This window comes from Rhodopila sp. (assembly GCF_965277165.1).
Classification (GTDB): Bacteria; Pseudomonadota; Alphaproteobacteria; order Acetobacterales; family Acetobacteraceae; genus Rhodopila.
On record NZ_CBDICE010000005.1, the window covers coordinates 1,067,259 to 1,082,573 of the forward strand.

Below are 15,315 nucleotides of genomic sequence, written 5' to 3' on the forward strand. Positions count from 1 at the left end.
TCGTCAAGTTGCATAGGGACAGGTTGCCTGGGTCCCCGTCGTCGCCTCGTCAGGGTAGCGCCGGATGACGGTATACCGCCGGACCGCCAGGTGTCAGATCCGGTACGGCATTCTGACCCCAGGGTCGTCGGGCGGAAAGCTCTTGGTATCCCGTGTCACCAACAGCATGGCGCGGGCCTGGGCGGATGCCCAGACGATCGCGTCGGGCAGTTTCAGCCGATGCTGGCGGCGCAGCGTCACGGCGCGTTCGGCGACCGCCTGGTCGAGGCCCACCAGGGCGAACCCATCGAGGAAGCCTCGGGTTCCTGGTTCGGCAAGTTCTGGTGCCCCGATCATCACCTCCATCCAGGTGATGACGCTGATGGCCTTGTCCGGGTAGCGGTTCAGTTCGTCGCGGGCGGCGGGCACACCGCGGAGGAAGTCGATCAGGATGTTAGTGTCGAACAGCGCCTTCACCACTCGGCGCGGGCCCTGCGTTGATAGGCCAGACCGTCCATGGCCTCGGCGTCCCACAACCCAAAGGCGGAGTCGGCCGATTTGCCGGCGCGGCGTTCCAGGTATTCGGCAACCGCCTCCCGGATGACCGCGGCACGTGGCTGACTGACCCGTTCGCACAGCGCGGCGAGGGCTTGGATCTGGGTGTCGGGAAGGTCGACGAGAGTGCGCATGTACCGAAGCCTTAACCGGGAACGATATAATATATCGTCATCATATATCATTAAGCGGGTAGGGTTCAAGGTTGGTGTTCCGGCGCGGGAGTGAGTGGCGTGCCGGCCGGGACGTAATGCGTCACTTGGCGCGGTAGGCCTTGTGGCAGGCGCCGCACTGCTTGCCCAACTCCTTGGTATCGGCGTCCACCATGTCGGTTGCGCCGGCCTTGGCATCGGTGGCCAGCTTGTCGGAGGCCTGCACCAGGGCCAACGCGATCTTCTGGAAGCCTTCCGGATCCGACCAGATCTTCGGCAGGGCCTTGGTGTTTTCGCCGGTCTCGGAGCCCTTCGGGAACAGTGTCGGGATCACCCTGCCCCACTTGCTGATCGCCTTGGCGGGGACCTCCAGCGGCTTGACATCGCCCTTGGCCTTCACGACCGAGCGGATATAGGCGAAATCGCCGCCTTGCAGCGCGTAACCCGCTTGGCGCAAGGCGATCGGATCCAGACCACCTGGGCTATCGGCCCGCGCAACGCCCAGGGTGGCCATCATGAGTGGGGCCATCATGAGTGCGGCCAGCATGATGGGGGCGCCACATAAAGCTATAGGTTTTGTCATCCGATCGGACCTTCCTGCTCGATTAATGTCTCATAATGTCGTAACGAACCCGTGCCGCCACGATGATCCGCTAGCAGGTTTATGGCGCAGCGGACAGACTGGCCGGGCTTGACCAGAAGGATTTTCATGACGGCTATTCAGTCCCTCGCCGTGTTTTGCGGCTCCCGCGTTGGAATCAACCCGGCTTATGCCGAAGCCGGACGGGCGTTGGGCCGCGGCCTGGGTGCGGCCGGCATCCGGCTGGTGTTCGGCGGCGGGCGGATCGGCATCATGGGCGTTGTTGCCGACGCGGTCCTGGCGGCCGGTGGCAAGGCGCTTGGGGTGATTCCGGAGTTTCTGACGCAATGGGAAGTGGCGCACGAGAACGTCACGCAGATGGTGGTCACCGACAGCATGCACAGCCGGAAGCGTCGATTGTACGAGGAATCCGATGCCTTCCTGATCATGCCCGGCGGTCTCGGCACATTCGACGAAGCGTTCGAGATCATTACCTGGCGTCAGCTTCGGCTGCACGATAAGCCGATCCTGTTGTGCAACGTGGCCGGATCGGCCGGCCCGCTGGTTGCCACCATCGATCACGCGATCGAGCAAGGCTTTGCCGATCCCGGATGCCGCAAGCTATTCGAGGTGATCGAGGGTGTGCCGGAGGTGCTGCACCGGCTGAAGGCGCTGCCGGCCGGGACGGGCGGACGGCCGGAGCGGCTGTAACCGGCTTCGTTCGCGGAAAGGCGGTGTCGAAGCCGGAAACCTGCTCCGTGGCGCTCCGTGGCCTCGATCTTTCTCCGTGTTAAAGCTTTCGCCACGCCCGCACGCCGAGGCCGGGATGCGCCGGGAGGTCTTGTTTCGTCGTGCTCTGGGTGGGCGGGCGGGGGCGTGGCGGGTCAATACGAGGCATATTGGCGAACGCGTTGCGGCTTCGGCTTTTGTTAAGGTTTAGCACGGAGAAAGTGACGAGCCCACGGAGTGCCACGGAGATCGAGGGTGTTGCGGTATCGCGCACTGACCGAGCGCACCCTTGGGTTGGTGATCGAAGTGCATCGGCGGGGTCGGGCCTGGGCTGTTGGAGACGGTTTATGCGGCTTGCCTCGGCCTGGAACTGAATCGGGCGGGCATTGCGTTCGGGCGTCAGGTGGCGACCCCGGTGACCTGTAAGGGCATCCCGATCGGGCTGGGGTTTCGTGCCGATGTCGTGGGTGAGGACGCGGTGATCGTTGAAGTCAAGGCGGTGCGGCGCATGAGGCGCAGATCCTGAGCTGTCTGCGAATGAGCCGGGTTAGTGTGGGGTTGTTGGTCAACTTTCATGCTTCCTGCCTGGTGAGTGGGCTGCGGCGGTTCGTCGTCTGATATCATTGACCCGACGCGATGACTCGCCTGTGATCTGAAGCGATGCGGAGATCTGCAATTGAAAGCCTGACCAGGAGGGGACCTGGACATGGCAGTTGCGATTACGCGAGACGCGGCCCGCGCCCGCCGGAATCCCGAGAGCGCGGCGGGTGACGATGGCGCTCGAGGAAGCGCCCGCTGGACATAAGGATATCTTTATGTCACGGATTGCCCTGCCATGGAGCATCTTCTCGCCAACCTGCGCGCCGCCGCGGAACCGACCCGTCTTCGTCTTCTGGCGCTGGCGGCTCGGGGGGCGTTCTGCGTCATGGAATTCACCGAGATCCTGGGTCAGTCGCAGCCTCGGCTGTCGCGTCATCTGAAGCTGCTGTGCGACTGTGGGCTGCTGGACCGGGTGCGAGAGGGCGCCAATGTCTGGTTCGCGCTGCCGACCGGGGACGATGGGGCGTTGGCGCGCGAACTGGTTGCCCGGCTGCCGACCGACGATCCGGTGCTGGAGGCCGATCGTCGGCAGGCAGCCCGGGTGCTGGCCGAACGCGCTCGCATCGCGTCGGAGAGTTTCCGCCAGAAGGGCGCCGACTGGGACGAGATGCGTGCCCTGGGCCTGCCGGCGCAGGCGGTCGAGGACGCGCTGCTCGGATTGATATCGGCGGGGTCCAGGGGACGTCTACTGGATATCGGCACCGGCACCGGCCGGGTGCTGGAGCTGCTGGCGCCTCGGGTCCGTCAGGGGCTTGGCGTCGATGCCTCCAAGGCGATGCTGGCGTTGGCCCGAGCGCGGTTGTCGGGGGCGGGGCTGGCGCATTGCGCGGTGCGTCTGGCGGACATGTACCGGCTGCCGCTGGCGGATCGGTCGTTCGACTGCGTGGTGCTCCAGATGGTGCTGCATCACGCCGAGGACCCGCCGGGCGTGGTGCGCGAGGCCGCCCGCGTGCTGGCCCGCGACGGACAGTTGCTGGTGATCGACCTGGCCGACCACGACCGGACCGAACTGACCGCCAAGTTGGCGCACCGCTGGGCGGGATTTTCCGACCAGGCGATGGCCCGGATATTCACCGCCGCCGAACTGGAATCGCGCGACCCGGTCAGCATTGCCGGGACGCTGCCGATGCGGATCTGGCCCGCCCTGCGCACCATCGACGCCGCCGGCGTCAAGGCGCGCGAACTCGCCCTCTGAAAGCAGCCCGCATGACCCGTCCCCATTTGCTCGATGCCCTGCGCGACCGCGTGCTGCTGTGCGACGGCGGCATGGGCAGCCGGGTGCAGGCGCAGACGCTGGACGTAGAGCGCGACTATTGGGGCCGGGAGAACTGCACCGACGTGCTGGTGCTGTCGCGCCCCGACATGGTGCGCGAGATTCACAAGGGCTACTTCGCCGCCGGCGCCGACATGGTGGAGACCAACACTTTCGGCGCCTCGCCGGTTACATTGGCTGAGTTCGACCTGGCCGACCGCGCCTTCGAGATCAACCGTCGTGCCGGCGAACTGGCGCGCGAGGCCGCCGAGAGCTTCGCCGACGGCCGCGACCGCTGGGTTGTCGGCAGCGTCGGGCCCGGCACCAAGCTGCCGAGCCTGGGGAACATCGGCTATGATGCGCTGGAGGCGGCGCTTGCCGAACAGGCCGGCGGTCTGGTCGCCGGTGGCGTCGATGCGATCCTGATCGAGACCTGCCAGGACACGCTGCAGATCAAGGCCGCGGTCAACGGCGCCAAGATCGCCCGCCGCAACGCCGGGACCGACACGCCGATCTTCGTGCAGGTGACGGTGGAGACCACCGGCACGCTGTTGGTCGGCCCCGACATCGCCACCGCCGCCATCGTGGTCGGCTCGCTCGACGTGCCGCTGATCGGGCTGAACTGTGCCACGGGTCCGCAGGAAATGGCCGAACATGTCGGCTGGCTGGCGCAGAACTGGCCCGGTCTGCTGTCGGTGCAGCCGAATGCCGGCCTGCCGGAACTGGTCGATGGCCATACCCACTATCCGCTGAATGCCGCCGACCTGGCCTCCTGGCTGGAGCGCTTCATCGTCCAGGACGGCGTCAACCTGATCGGCGGCTGCTGCGGCACCTCGATCGAGCACATTGCCGCGCTGGATGCGATGCTGCGCAAGCGCGCCAGCGGATCGGTTCGGCCCGCCCCGGTGGCGCGCAAGCCGGTCTGGGTGCCCTCCGTCGCCAGCCTGTACCAGGCGGTGCCGCTGCGCCAGGAAAACGCCATCTTCGCGATCGGTGAGCGCTGCAATGCCAACGGGTCGAAGAAGTGGCGCGAGCTGCAGGAGGTGTTCGACTGGGATGGCTGCGTCGCGATGGGCCGCGAGCAGATCGCCGAGGGGTCGCACGCGCTGGATATCTGCACTGCCTTCGTCGGGCGTGACGAGAACGCCGAGATGACCGAGGTGATCCGCCGCTTCACCGCCTCGGTGAACAGTCCGCTGGTGATCGACAGCACCGAAACCCCGGTGCTCGAGGCGGCATTGAAGCTGCATGGCGGCAAGCCGATCATCAACTCGATCAACTTCGAGGATGGTGAGCAGCATGCCACCGACCGGTTGATCCTGGCCAAGCGGTTCGGCGCCGCGGTGATCGCGCTGACCATCGACGAGGTCGGCATGGCGAAGACACCGGAGGACAAGCTGCGCATCGCCGCGCGGCTGGTTGATTTCGCCTGCGACAAGCACGGGCTGGCGCAGTCCGACCTGCTGATCGACCCGCTGACCTTCACCATCGCCACCGGCAACGAGGACGACCGCAAGCTGGCGCAATGGACGCTGGAGGGCATCGCCGCGATCCGGCAGAAATTTCCCGACATCCAGATCATCCTGGGTCTGTCGAATGTCAGCTTTGGGCTCAATCCGGCGGCGCGCGCGGTGCTGAACAGCGTGTTCCTGGACCACGCCCGGCGGGCCGGGATGACCGGTGCGATCATCCACGTGTCGAAGATCCGCCCGCTGCACCTGATCGCCGAGCAGGAACGGCAGGTGGCCGAGGATCTGATTTTCGACCGCCGCCGCGACGGCTACGACCCGTTGCATAAATTGATGGCGCTGTTTGCCGGCCGCAAGGCGGCCGACGCGGTCAAGAAACAACGTGCCGAGACCGCCGAGGGGCGTCTGAAGGACCGCATTGTGGACGGCGACCGCAAGGGCCTGACCACCGACCTGGACGAGGCGCTGCTGACGCTGCCGCCGCTCGACATCATCAACAACGTGCTGCTGGACGGCATGAAGGTGGTCGGCGACCTGTTCGGCGCGGGCAAGATGCAGTTGCCGTTCGTGCTGCAGAGCGCCGAGACGATGAAGGCCGCGGTCGCCTATCTGGAACCGATGATGGAGCGGGTCGAGGGCCAGGAAAAGGGCACCATCGTGCTCGCCACGGTGAAGGGCGACGTGCACGACATCGGCAAGAATCTTGTCGATATCATTCTGACCAACAACGGCTATCGCGTGGTCAATCTGGGCATCAAGGTGCCGCTGACCGAGATGCTGCAGGCGGTGCAGGACAACCGCGCGCACGCCATCGGCATGTCCGGGCTGCTGGTGAAATCCACCGTGGTGATGCGCGAGAACCTGGAGGAAATGACCCGCCAGGGCCTGGAGATCCCGGTGCTGCTGGGCGGCGCGGCGCTGACCCGGAACTACGTTGAGGATGCGTGTGTGGCGGCCTATGCCTCGGGCCGGGTGGCCTACGCGCGCGATGCGTTCGACGGTCTGCACCTGATGGACAAGGTCACCGGTAACGCGTTCGACGACTACCTGGCGGTGATCCAGTCCAAGCGGGTCGGCAAATCGCGCAACACGGCGCGCACTCTGGGACAGGCGGATGCCAAGGCGTTCCGACCGATCGATGTCGCGGTGGTGCGCGAGCGTCGACGGCGTCTGACCCAGGATATGCCGGCGATCCAGCCTCCGTTCTGGGGGGCGCGGGTGATCGAGTCGGTGCCCAAGGCGATCGTGCCGTTCATGAATGAACGCAGTCTGTATCAATTCCAGTGGGGCTTCCGCAAGCAGGGCCGCTCGCTGGAGGATTTCCTCGGCTGGGCGAAGCAGGAACTGCGCCCGGTGATGCGGCGCATGCTGAGCCTGTGCGAGCAACAGGACATCCTGAAGCCGCAGGCGGCGTACGGGTATTGGAAGGCGGCCGGCCAGGGCAACGACCTGATCATCTTCGAACCGGACGGCATCACCGAACTGGCGCGGTTTGCGCTGCCGCGGCAGCCGAAGGAGGACGGCGAGTGCATCGCCGACTTCTTCCGCGATGTCGATGAGGCGGACCGTGACGTGATCGCCTTGCAGGTGGTGACGGTGGGGCAGAAAGCGTCCGACACCGCTCGGGTTTGGTTCGAGGACAACCGCTACCAGGACTACCTGTATCTGCACGGCCTGTCGGTGGAGATGGCCGAGGCGATGGCGGAATACGTGCACAAGCGGATCCGTGCCGAGGCGGGGTTCGCCGGCGAGGACGATCGCGACATGGAGAAGATGCTGGCCCAAGGCTATCGCGGCAGCCGCTATTCGTTCGGCTACCCCGCCTGCCCTCGGCTGGAGGATCAGCAAGCGATTCTTGGCATGCTGGGGGCGGAGCGGATCGGGATTTCGCTGTCGGACGAATTCCAGTTGCATCCGGAGCAATCGACCAGCGCGGTGGTGGTGCTCAATCCGCGGGCGAAGTATTTCTCGGTGTAATGATCCGCGCCTTTTCGGTCGTGACGCGCGTGTTGCCTGCCGGCGAGCGGATCGAGGCGGGTCCCCAGGCCTCGGTGTCCCAGGGGCCTCGGTTGCCGCCGGCGCGGACCGGTATAGACTGTGTGGCTATGGAGATGACGCAGCCGGCGGCGAGCCGGATGGCCACGGCCGAATTGCTGCAATCGCTGGTGTCGTTCGACACCACCAGCCGGAACTCCAACCTGGCGCTGATCGGCTTTGTCCGCGACTACCTGGACCGCTTGGGGGTGAGCTACCGGGTCAGCGGCGATGCGTTGGGCCAGAAGGCCAACCTGCACGCGATTATCGGGCCGCTTGCGGCCGGCGGACTTGCGCTCAGCGGCCATGTCGATACGGTGCCAGTCGATGGCCAATCCTGGACCAGCGACCCGTTCGTGCTGCGACGCAGTGATGGCAAGCTGTTCGGCCGCGGCAGTTGCGACATGAAGGGCTTCGTCGCCGCCTGCCTGGCCGCGGTGCCGGATCTGCAGGCGATGGCGCTGGTTCGGCCGCTGCACCTGTTCATCAGCTACGACGAGGAAATCGGCTGCTGGGGCGCCAGACGGCTGATCCAGGATCTTGACGAGTCCGGGCTGCGTCCGGACGTCTGTGTGGTTGGCGAACCGTCGGGCATGAAGCCGATCGTGGCGCATAAGGGCAAGCTCAATCTCGACGTCACGGTGCGTGGAAAGGGCGGTCATTCCAGCGAGCCGGCGAAGGGCGTCAACGCGGTGCAGGCGGCCGGCGAGGCGATCGCCTGGGTCGCCCGCGAAGCCCGCCGGCTGGCCGCCGAGGGCCCGTTCGCGGACGGTTTCGATCCGCCGCACACCACCATTCATGCCGGCACGATGGAGGGCGGTACGATCCTCAACATCATACCCCAGCATGCCGCCTTTACCATGGAGTGGCGCTTCATTCCGGGCGATTCGCCGCATCATCATCTGGACCGGATGCAGGGCTGGATCCGTGAGACGGTCGAGCCGGCGATGCGGGCGGTCGATGCCGCCTGCGGCTTCAAATGCGAGATCGCGCTGGAAATGCCTGGCATGGCATTGCCGCCGGATCACGCGCTGGCCAGCGTGGTGAAGCAGGTCACCGGCAGCAACAGCGCCGGCAAGGTCGCCTATGGCACCGAGGGCGGGTTCTTCGAGCAGGCCGGCATCCCGACGATCATCTGCGGGCCCGGTGACATCGCCCAGGCGCATCAGGCCGACGAATTTGTGGCCGAGTCGGAACTGGCGGCGTGTGACCGCTTCATCCGCCGGCTTGCCGAACAACTGCTGGTCTGATTCGACACGCGATGGGTCCGTTCACCTCCCCGGCCGCGCTTCCCGAGTTCAAGGTCAGCATCTGGCCGCCGGATATTTCCCCATGGCTGGCCGGCAACACCGGCATCGGCGGCGTCACCACGCTGGATTCGGTGCGTTCCGGGCCGCACGTGGCGCTGCTGTGCCTGATTCACGGCAACGAACTGGCCGGCGCCATCGCGCTGGATCGGTTGTTGCGGGCGGGGCTGGTGCCGACCCGCGGCAAATTGTCATTCGGCTTCCTGAACCTGGAGGCGTTCAGCCGCTTCGACCGGTCCCGGCCGACCGCGTCGCGCTTCGTCGATGAGGACATGAACCGGGTCTGGGATCGGGCGATCCTGGACGGACCGCGGCACTCGATCGAGCTTGACCGGGCGCGGGAGATCCGGGGGTTTATCGATACCGTCGATGTGGTTCTGGACCTGCATTCGATGCTGTGGCCGTCCGAGGCGCTGATCCTGAGCGGCGTTCCGGCGAAGGGACGCATACTGGCGGCGGCGATCGGCACGCCGGCCCTCGTGGTGGCCGATCATGGTCACGTCAACGGGCGGCGGCTGATCGACTATCCCAGGTTCGCCGACCCGGCGACACCGTTTGCCGGTTGCCTGGTGGAGGCTGGGCAGCACTGGGAGCAGTCCACCGTCGATACGCTGCTGGCCAGCGTGGCCGGCTTACTGCGTCATCTGGGTGTGGTTGCACCGGACGCGCCGTTGCCGCCGGCGCCGGGTCCGACGCCAACGCGGGTGGCAAGGGTGACCATCGCGGTGACGGCGGCGACGTCGAATTTCTGTTTCGTGCAGACCTACCACGGCGGCGATATCATTGCTCAGCGCGACACGCTGATCGCGATGGACGGTGAGACCGAGATCAGGACGCCGCACGACGACTGCCTGCTGGTGATGCCGAGCCTGCGCCCGAGCCGGGGGCATACCGCGGTGCGGTTGGGGCGGTTCGAGTAGAGAAGTGCGTGATGCCCGCGCGGCGGGAGTGGGGGCGGCGCGTCTGAGCCGATCACCGCTTTATCGGCGAAGTGGATGAGCAGGAACATCATCGCGACGATCGCCCATGCTCGCCAGGAGTCTGTCTTGGGATTTTATGTCAAGGTGACGGACTGTGCCTTTTTGTTCTGCTGATAAGGTCCGATGCTGCCCGGCTGCCAAGCGTATGATGCCGCTTTCGGGAAATGCGGGGCGTCGAGTTCTTCCGGCGTTTCGTGTTGCAGTCGTGTAAGGGGTTGCGGCCGCCATTGCGCGGCGGGCGGCTTGCAGCCGCTTTCGTCGACCCGCGGCGCTGGCCTTTCCCTGCCACGCATAGCATGGTGCCGTGTGTGTACCGTCGTCGTCCTCGTCAGCCCCGACCGGGTGCTGATCGCCGCCAACCGAGATGAACGGTTAGACCGACCCTGGGATCCTCCGGCTGCCTGGTGGCCCGAACGCCCCGGTGTGGTTGGCGGCCGCGACCGGTCAGCGGGTGGGACCTGGATGGCGATCAACCAAGGAGGCGTGGTCGCGACCGTGCTGAACCGGCCAGGCACGTTGGGTCCCGCCGCCGGCAAGCGCAGTCGCGGCGAGCTGCCGCTGCTGGCGCTGGAACGTGCCACCGCGGCGGCTGCCGCCGAAGCCATCGTCGGCCTGGATGGCGGTCTATGGCGTGGCTTCAACATGGTGCTGGCCGACCGCACCGGCGCATGGTTCCTGAGCTGCATCGGCCACGGGCGTCCTCACGCCGAACCGCTGCTAGCTGGGGTCTCGATGGTCACCGCCTACGATCCCAACGATCGCGACAGCCCACGCACCGCTCGCCATCTGCCCCGCTTTCAGGCCGCCGAACAGAGCTGGAATGCCTGGCACGCCATTCTATCGGACCAGCGGGGCAACCCGGCTGATCAGATCAACGTCGCGCCGCGCGGCGGGTTCGGGACGGTTAGTTCCTCGTTTCTGACGCTTGCAGCCGATGGCGACCCGATCTGGCTGTTCGCCGCCGGACCGCCGCATCGAGCGCCGTTCCGGCCTGTCAACCTGCGTTCGGGCATTATCGTGTCTGATTGACCCGATTGAACCTGCGTTCGGGCATTATCGCGCGGTCGCGCGCCAGTGGCGGATGGCCCGATGGTTGGCGTTTGGGTGGGCGGCCTCTGGCGGGCGGCCTTTTGTGGCGCGGACAGCGCTGCTATACCCATACCGGGAACGATCGCTGTCCCGACATATCGCCGATTTGCCGCGGCGGCCGCGGAGCTGAGGACCCTGCCGCACCGATCTTGACAGACGCTGCTCCGCTCTCAATCACATAGCCGCACTGGCGCAGGTTGCGGTGACCACCGAAGGAACCACGCGATGGCCCGCCGCCGACAGCTTTATGAGGGCAAAGCCAAGGTCCTTTTCGAGGGACCGGAGCCGGGCACCTTGGTGCAATATTTCAAGGACGATGCCACCTCCGGCAATGGCGCCAAGAAGGGGATCATCACCGGCAAGGGTGTGCTGAACAACCGCATCAGCGAGTATCTTATGATGCGGCTGCACGATATCGGGGTGCCGACGCACTTCGTGCGACGGCTGAACATGCGCGAGCAGCTGATCCGCGAGGTGGAGATCATCCCGCTGGAGGTGGTGGTGCGCAACGTCGCCGCCGGCAGCCTGGCGGGTCGGCTGGGGATCGCCGAGGGCACCCGGCTGCCGCGGTCGATCATCGAATATTACTACAAGAATGACGCGCTGAACGATCCGATGGTGTCGGAGGAGCACATCACCTGTTTTGGCTGGGCCAATACCGCCGATCTGGACGATATCGTCGCGCTGACCCTGCGGATCAACGATTTCCTGTCGGGATTGCTGCTGGGGGTCGGCATCACCCTGGTCGATTTCAAGCTGGAATTCGGCCGGTTGTGGGAAAACGACGAGATGCGGATCATCCTGGCCGACGAGATCAGCCCCGACAACTGCCGGCTGTGGGACAGCAAGACCAACGAGAAGATGGACAAGGACCGGTTTCGCCGCGACCTGGGCAATGTCGAGGAGGGCTATCAGGAGGTGGCTCGCCGGCTGGGTATCCTGCCCGAGGCCGGCATGCGCGACCTGAAGGGGCCGGAGCTGATGCAGTGAAGGCGGTGGTGACGGTCATGCTGAAGCCCGGCGTGCTGGACCCTCAGGGCAAGGCGATCGCCCACGCACTGGGGGCGCTGGGATTTACCGGGGTGGAGGATGTGCGGGCGGGCAAGGTGATCGAGTTGACGCTGGCGGAGACCGATCCGGAGAAGGCGCGCGCGGCGGCGGAGGAGATGGCGCGCCGGTTGCTGGCGAATGGAGTGATCGAGGGGTTCCGGGTGGAGGTGGAAGGGTAGCAACGGGTCAGTCTGGTGCGCCACCCGGGAGACCAGCCAACCCTGGTTCGAGAGGGCGATTTAGGCTTTTGGTGCCACCAAAACTGATCGCACCCTAGCCGCCCGGTCGGCCGGAAGCTGCCACAACGCGGTTCTGATACACCTGCAAATGGGCCACCGCAGCTTCCAGAAGCGGTGTCGCCAAATCCAGTTTGCCGGCGCGATCCAACAGATCGCCGAGGATCTGGTCCACTTCCACGGGCGCATTGCCTTGCATGTCACGATACATCGACGGGGCAAAGCTGGATCCTTTCGTTGTCAGCATGCCGCGAGCTCGCGTGGTGAAAGCCTCGCTTGGCGCGTGGCCCGACGCGGCGGCTACGGAACTGGCTTCGGCGAGGAAGCGCAGAGCGAGCCGGGCGCCGCCGGGGACTGCCTCAATCTCGCCGACGTTGCCGCGCAACAGGCATGTGATGCCGCCCGCGGTGGCCAACATCACCCATTTTTCCCACATTTCCTGAAGGATCGTTGCCGAGAGCCGGGCTTTGAATCCGGCGCCCTGCATCACCGCATCCAGCGCGCGCAGCCGTGCTGAGCAGACGCCGTTGCGTTCGCCGTAGGTCAATTCCTGCATGTCGGTGAGCTGGACGATACGGCCTTGCGCGTCCAGCGTCGTTGCGACAATGCAGACCCCGCCCAGTGCCGGCGCTTCGCCGTGGCGCTCGATCAGCAGGTCGACGTGGCGCATCCCGTTCAGCAGCGGCACGACCATGGAGTCGGGTCCGATGAAGGGGTCAAGATCGTTCAAGGCCTGATCGAGCGCATAGGCCTTGACCGCCAGGATCACGAGGTCAAACGGTTGCGTGGTTTCACCGGCAACAAGAAGCCGCGGGGCCAGCGTGAGGTTGCCGTGCGGGCTGACCACCTGCAATCCGTCGCGCCGGAGCTGATCGGCACGCCTGGGCCGCACCAGGAAGGTCACGTCACGGCCCGCCTGAGCGAGACGTGCGCCGAAATATCCGCCGGTTGCTCCCGCGCCGGCAACGAGGATCCGCATCTGTTTTCTCCCTGTTGAATGGCTGATCCGAGTGGTGTTCCGAATCAGCACGAGTGTCGGACTGGCGCCCCCCGTAAGGACGAGCCGGCGGTCTGTGAGAACCGCAATGTCATGATACGTTCCGCGGTTTCCGGATTGGCCGAATCAGGAAGAATGTGGGAATCAATCCCAGCGCCGTGATTGCCGCCATGATCCACCAGCCGCGATGAAAGGCGCTGACCCGCGCCGCCAGCGACGCGGGCGAAGCCACGACAGCGACGAATATTGCGACGCCGACCGCGATCGCGGCCTGACGAATCATGTTGATCACACCGGAGCCTGTCGCGAACGACGATGGCGGAAGCGACGAAGCGCTAACGCCCATCAGGGTGGGAAAGGCGAGGCCGACGCCGATGCCGGTGAGAACCATGCCCAACACGACGAGGGCGACGTTCGGCTCCGGTCCGATCAACGTGGCCCAGAACACGAGCCCCGCCACAAAGAATACGATGCCGGCGGTTATGACCGTGGCGACACCGAAGCGGGCGATCAGCCTGCCGGCAAGCAAGAGCGAAGTGATCGGAACCAGGAGTGGGCCGGGCGCGATTGCCAGACCGGTTTTCAGCGCCGACCAGCCCCAGGCGGTCTGTTCCCACACCGCGGCAGAAAACAGCATGGCGCCAAAGGCGATGGAATACGGTCCCATCACCAGTGCGGCGCCGGTGAACTGGCGAACCTTGAACAGCGCCGGGTCAACAAATGGGTTGGCGGACCGCAGGCATTGCCCGACGAAGCAGACCAGACAGGCGATCGAAGCGACGGAGATCAGGCCAATACCGGGCGAATCCCAGCCCCAGTCATTCACTTTCACAATCGCGAAGATCAGGCCGCCGACCCCGGCGGTGACCAGCAGCGCGGCCCTCGCATTCGGGCGCGACACGTCGTGGCCCGGAACCGGCGGCAGCTTCCACCAGCCGATCACCATGGCCAGCAGCCCAATGGGAACGTTGACGAGAAAAATCCAGCGCCAACTCGCCATGACCAGCACGCCGCCGACGACCGGGCCGAGGGCCGCTGCCAGGCCACCGATGGCTGCCCATGTCCGCACCGCGCTGCCGCGGCGTTCGGGTGGGAAAGAGGCGAGCAACAGGCCGATCGAAGTCGGCGTCATGAGCGCGGCACCGGCGGCCTGAAGCACGCGGAAAGCGACCAGCATCGCGACACCGGTGGCGGCGGAACAGGCGGCCGATGCGGCGGTGAACAGCGCGATGCCAAGCAGGAAGCTTCGGTCGCGACGGTGACGTTCGGCCAGACGCCCGAAGAACACCAGCAACGCGGCATAGGCAATCGCGTAGCCGTTCAAGATCCACGAGAGATCTTCAAGCCTGGCATTGTTGAAATCCCGAGCGATGGCGGGCAGGCCGACGTTGACGATGAACAGATCAAGGTTGGCAAGCACGATACCGATGCAGACGATGGCCAGGACCTGGTTCGGCGTGGCGGAAGATCGCCCACCCGCGCGCGTCCCCTGTGCCGCGGTGATCTCAAGCCTGACGGATGAGGTCGGGTGAACGCTGCTAAGAGGCCGATCCGGGTCTGGAAGCTGGTCCATGGTCACCTGCGCAATTTAATATAACAAAACACAGTCTGTTTCTATATTGGGCTGGTTTATTTTGGGCAGAGAAACCTCAGACGATCGCTTTCACCAGGCTGCCAAGGGTGGTCTGCCTGAGCGTCTTCCGGACGGCGTGGTCGGTCGCCCCGAAGATCGGGCCGAGTAGATCCTTCATCCTGCGGTCGACCGGACAGCCCGGGTTGCCTTGGGGTCGTAGAGCGAACACACCGGTTTCGGTTTCAACCGCGTCGTAGATCTTGTCCAAAGTGATGCGGTCGGGCTGGCGTTTGAGTTGTACGCCACCATCCTTGCCCGGGCGAATCTTGACCAGACCCTGCTGTTCCATGCATTTGAGCAGTCGCCGCACGACAACCGGGTTGGTGCGCAAGCTTCTTGCGATGACCTCCGAATTGGTTCCGGCAGGTCCTTTGTAGGCGAGGACACACAGGATCTGGACGGCGGTCGCCATACGGGTGTTTGCGGCCATAAGAGAACACTACTGGTTATGTTTTCTATCGTCAAGGGTTGATCCACGAATGCCCCGGTCGAGCCATCGAACCACCGCACCCGGCCAGACACGGGCGGTGCTTGCGATAAATTACGGTTCCGCTACTTTTTCCACTGCAGTTCGGTGGATCCAGCTGTTCAAGCTTCCTCACATGACCCGTCCATGTCGGCCGGCGAACGTCGCAACTAACCGCGTCGCTGGAGTTCGCCGAGCAGTTCTGAC

At 65.3% G+C, this 15,315-nt stretch carries 15 protein-coding genes; 9 read left to right on the top strand and 6 right to left on the bottom strand.

The window, feature by feature from the left end; all coding sequences use genetic code 11:
- Positions 1-93: 93 nt before the first annotated feature.
- From ACQY4Y_RS05630 to ACQY4Y_RS05640, 3 genes are all read right to left on the bottom strand, one after another.
- Entirely contained in the window at positions 94-459 is a 366-nt protein-coding gene (locus ACQY4Y_RS05630) for a type II toxin-antitoxin system VapC family toxin (RefSeq protein WP_428489571.1), read from the bottom strand.
- Positions 453-668, bottom strand: coding sequence for a ribbon-helix-helix protein, CopG family (locus ACQY4Y_RS05635; protein ID WP_428489572.1), 216 nt, complete (start codon positions 666-668; stop codon positions 453-455). The genes ACQY4Y_RS05630 and ACQY4Y_RS05635 overlap by 7 nt, the downstream gene beginning before the upstream one ends.
- A 121-nt stretch (positions 669-789) precedes the next feature.
- Complete coding sequence (locus ACQY4Y_RS05640) at positions 790-1,233, bottom strand: c-type cytochrome (protein ID WP_428489573.1); 444 nt, start codon at positions 1,231-1,233, stop codon at positions 790-792.
- Between the two features lie 162 nt (positions 1,234-1,395).
- Between ACQY4Y_RS05640 and ACQY4Y_RS05645 the strand changes: the two genes are divergently transcribed.
- The 9 genes from ACQY4Y_RS05645 to purS all read left to right on the top strand — a co-directional run bounded on the left by ACQY4Y_RS05645 (position 1,396) and on the right by purS (position 11,955).
- Complete coding sequence (locus tag ACQY4Y_RS05645) at positions 1,396-1,977, top strand: TIGR00730 family Rossman fold protein (protein ID WP_428489574.1); 582 nt, start codon at positions 1,396-1,398, stop codon at positions 1,975-1,977.
- A gap of 349 nt (positions 1,978-2,326) precedes the next feature.
- Positions 2,327-2,521 carry a GxxExxY protein gene (locus tag ACQY4Y_RS05650; RefSeq protein ID WP_428490740.1) on the top strand — a complete coding sequence of 65 codons (195 nt, stop codon included), beginning with the start codon at positions 2,327-2,329 and terminating at the stop codon, positions 2,519-2,521.
- A 309-nt stretch (positions 2,522-2,830) separates the two neighbouring features.
- Entirely contained in the window at positions 2,831-3,790 is a 960-nt protein-coding gene (locus ACQY4Y_RS05655; protein ID WP_428489575.1) for a metalloregulator ArsR/SmtB family transcription factor, read from the top strand.
- Positions 3,791-3,801: 11 nt separating this feature from the next.
- Positions 3,802-7,293, top strand: coding sequence for a methionine synthase (metH, locus tag ACQY4Y_RS05660; protein WP_428489576.1), 3,492 nt, complete (start codon positions 3,802-3,804; stop codon positions 7,291-7,293).
- Positions 7,293-8,600, top strand: a complete 1,308-nt coding sequence (gene argE / locus ACQY4Y_RS05665) for an acetylornithine deacetylase (RefSeq protein ID WP_428489577.1) — start codon at positions 7,293-7,295, stop codon at positions 8,598-8,600. Before metH ends, argE begins: the two co-directional genes overlap by 1 nt.
- Before the next feature lie 11 nt (positions 8,601-8,611).
- Positions 8,612-9,577, top strand: coding sequence for a peptidase M14 (locus ACQY4Y_RS05670; RefSeq protein ID WP_428489578.1), 966 nt, complete (start codon positions 8,612-8,614; stop codon positions 9,575-9,577).
- Positions 9,578-9,760: 183 nt separating this feature from the next.
- Positions 9,761-10,666, top strand: a complete 906-nt coding sequence (locus ACQY4Y_RS05675; protein WP_428489579.1) for an NRDE family protein — start codon at positions 9,761-9,763, stop codon at positions 10,664-10,666.
- A gap of 285 nt (positions 10,667-10,951) precedes the next feature.
- Positions 10,952-11,716 (top strand): phosphoribosylaminoimidazolesuccinocarboxamide synthase, encoded by a 765-nt coding sequence (purC, locus tag ACQY4Y_RS05680; RefSeq protein WP_428489580.1) that lies wholly within the window; start codon positions 10,952-10,954, stop codon positions 11,714-11,716.
- Positions 11,713-11,955 carry a phosphoribosylformylglycinamidine synthase subunit PurS gene (purS, locus tag ACQY4Y_RS05685; RefSeq protein ID WP_428489581.1) on the top strand — a complete coding sequence of 81 codons (243 nt, stop codon included), beginning with the start codon at positions 11,713-11,715 and terminating at the stop codon, positions 11,953-11,955. Before purC ends, purS begins: the two co-directional genes overlap by 4 nt.
- A 94-nt stretch (positions 11,956-12,049) precedes the next feature.
- Here the strand turns inward: purS and ACQY4Y_RS05690 are convergent, their stop codons facing one another.
- The 3 genes from ACQY4Y_RS05690 to ACQY4Y_RS05700 form a co-directional block, all read right to left on the bottom strand.
- Positions 12,050-12,991 carry a ketopantoate reductase family protein gene (locus ACQY4Y_RS05690; protein ID WP_428489582.1) on the bottom strand — a complete coding sequence of 314 codons (942 nt, stop codon included), beginning with the start codon at positions 12,989-12,991 and terminating at the stop codon, positions 12,050-12,052.
- A gap of 109 nt (positions 12,992-13,100) precedes the next feature.
- Complete coding sequence (locus ACQY4Y_RS05695) at positions 13,101-14,582, bottom strand: MFS transporter (RefSeq protein ID WP_428489583.1); 1,482 nt, start codon at positions 14,580-14,582, stop codon at positions 13,101-13,103.
- Between the two features lie 76 nt (positions 14,583-14,658).
- Positions 14,659-15,054, bottom strand: a complete 396-nt coding sequence (locus ACQY4Y_RS05700) for an Rrf2 family transcriptional regulator (protein ID WP_428489584.1) — start codon at positions 15,052-15,054, stop codon at positions 14,659-14,661.
- Positions 15,055-15,315 lie beyond the last annotated feature (261 nt).

Excerpts from the sequence above, each read along its gene's own strand:
- ACQY4Y_RS05635 (WP_428489572.1), bottom strand. The coding sequence starts at position 668 with ATGCGCACTCTCGTCGACCTTCCCGACACCCAGATCCAAGCCCTCGCC.
- ACQY4Y_RS05640 (WP_428489573.1), bottom strand. The coding sequence starts at position 1,233 with ATGCTGGCCGCACTCATGATGGCCCCACTCATGATGGCCACCCTGGGC.
- ACQY4Y_RS05645 (WP_428489574.1), top strand. The coding sequence starts at position 1,396 with ATGACGGCTATTCAGTCCCTCGCCGTGTTTTGCGGCTCCCGCGTTGGA.
- ACQY4Y_RS05655 (WP_428489575.1), top strand. The coding sequence starts at position 2,831 with ATGGAGCATCTTCTCGCCAACCTGCGCGCCGCCGCGGAACCGACCCGT.
- metH (WP_428489576.1), top strand. The coding sequence starts at position 3,802 with ATGACCCGTCCCCATTTGCTCGATGCCCTGCGCGACCGCGTGCTGCTG.
- argE (WP_428489577.1), top strand. The coding sequence starts at position 7,293 with ATGATCCGCGCCTTTTCGGTCGTGACGCGCGTGTTGCCTGCCGGCGAG.
- ACQY4Y_RS05670 (WP_428489578.1), top strand. The coding sequence starts at position 8,612 with ATGGGTCCGTTCACCTCCCCGGCCGCGCTTCCCGAGTTCAAGGTCAGC.
- ACQY4Y_RS05675 (WP_428489579.1), top strand. The coding sequence starts at position 9,761 with ATGCTGCCCGGCTGCCAAGCGTATGATGCCGCTTTCGGGAAATGCGGG.
- purC (WP_428489580.1), top strand. The coding sequence starts at position 10,952 with ATGGCCCGCCGCCGACAGCTTTATGAGGGCAAAGCCAAGGTCCTTTTC.
- ACQY4Y_RS05690 (WP_428489582.1), bottom strand. The coding sequence starts at position 12,991 with ATGCGGATCCTCGTTGCCGGCGCGGGAGCAACCGGCGGATATTTCGGC.
- ACQY4Y_RS05695 (WP_428489583.1), bottom strand. The coding sequence starts at position 14,582 with ATGGACCAGCTTCCAGACCCGGATCGGCCTCTTAGCAGCGTTCACCCG.
- ACQY4Y_RS05700 (WP_428489584.1), bottom strand. The coding sequence starts at position 15,054 with ATGGCGACCGCCGTCCAGATCCTGTGTGTCCTCGCCTACAAAGGACCT.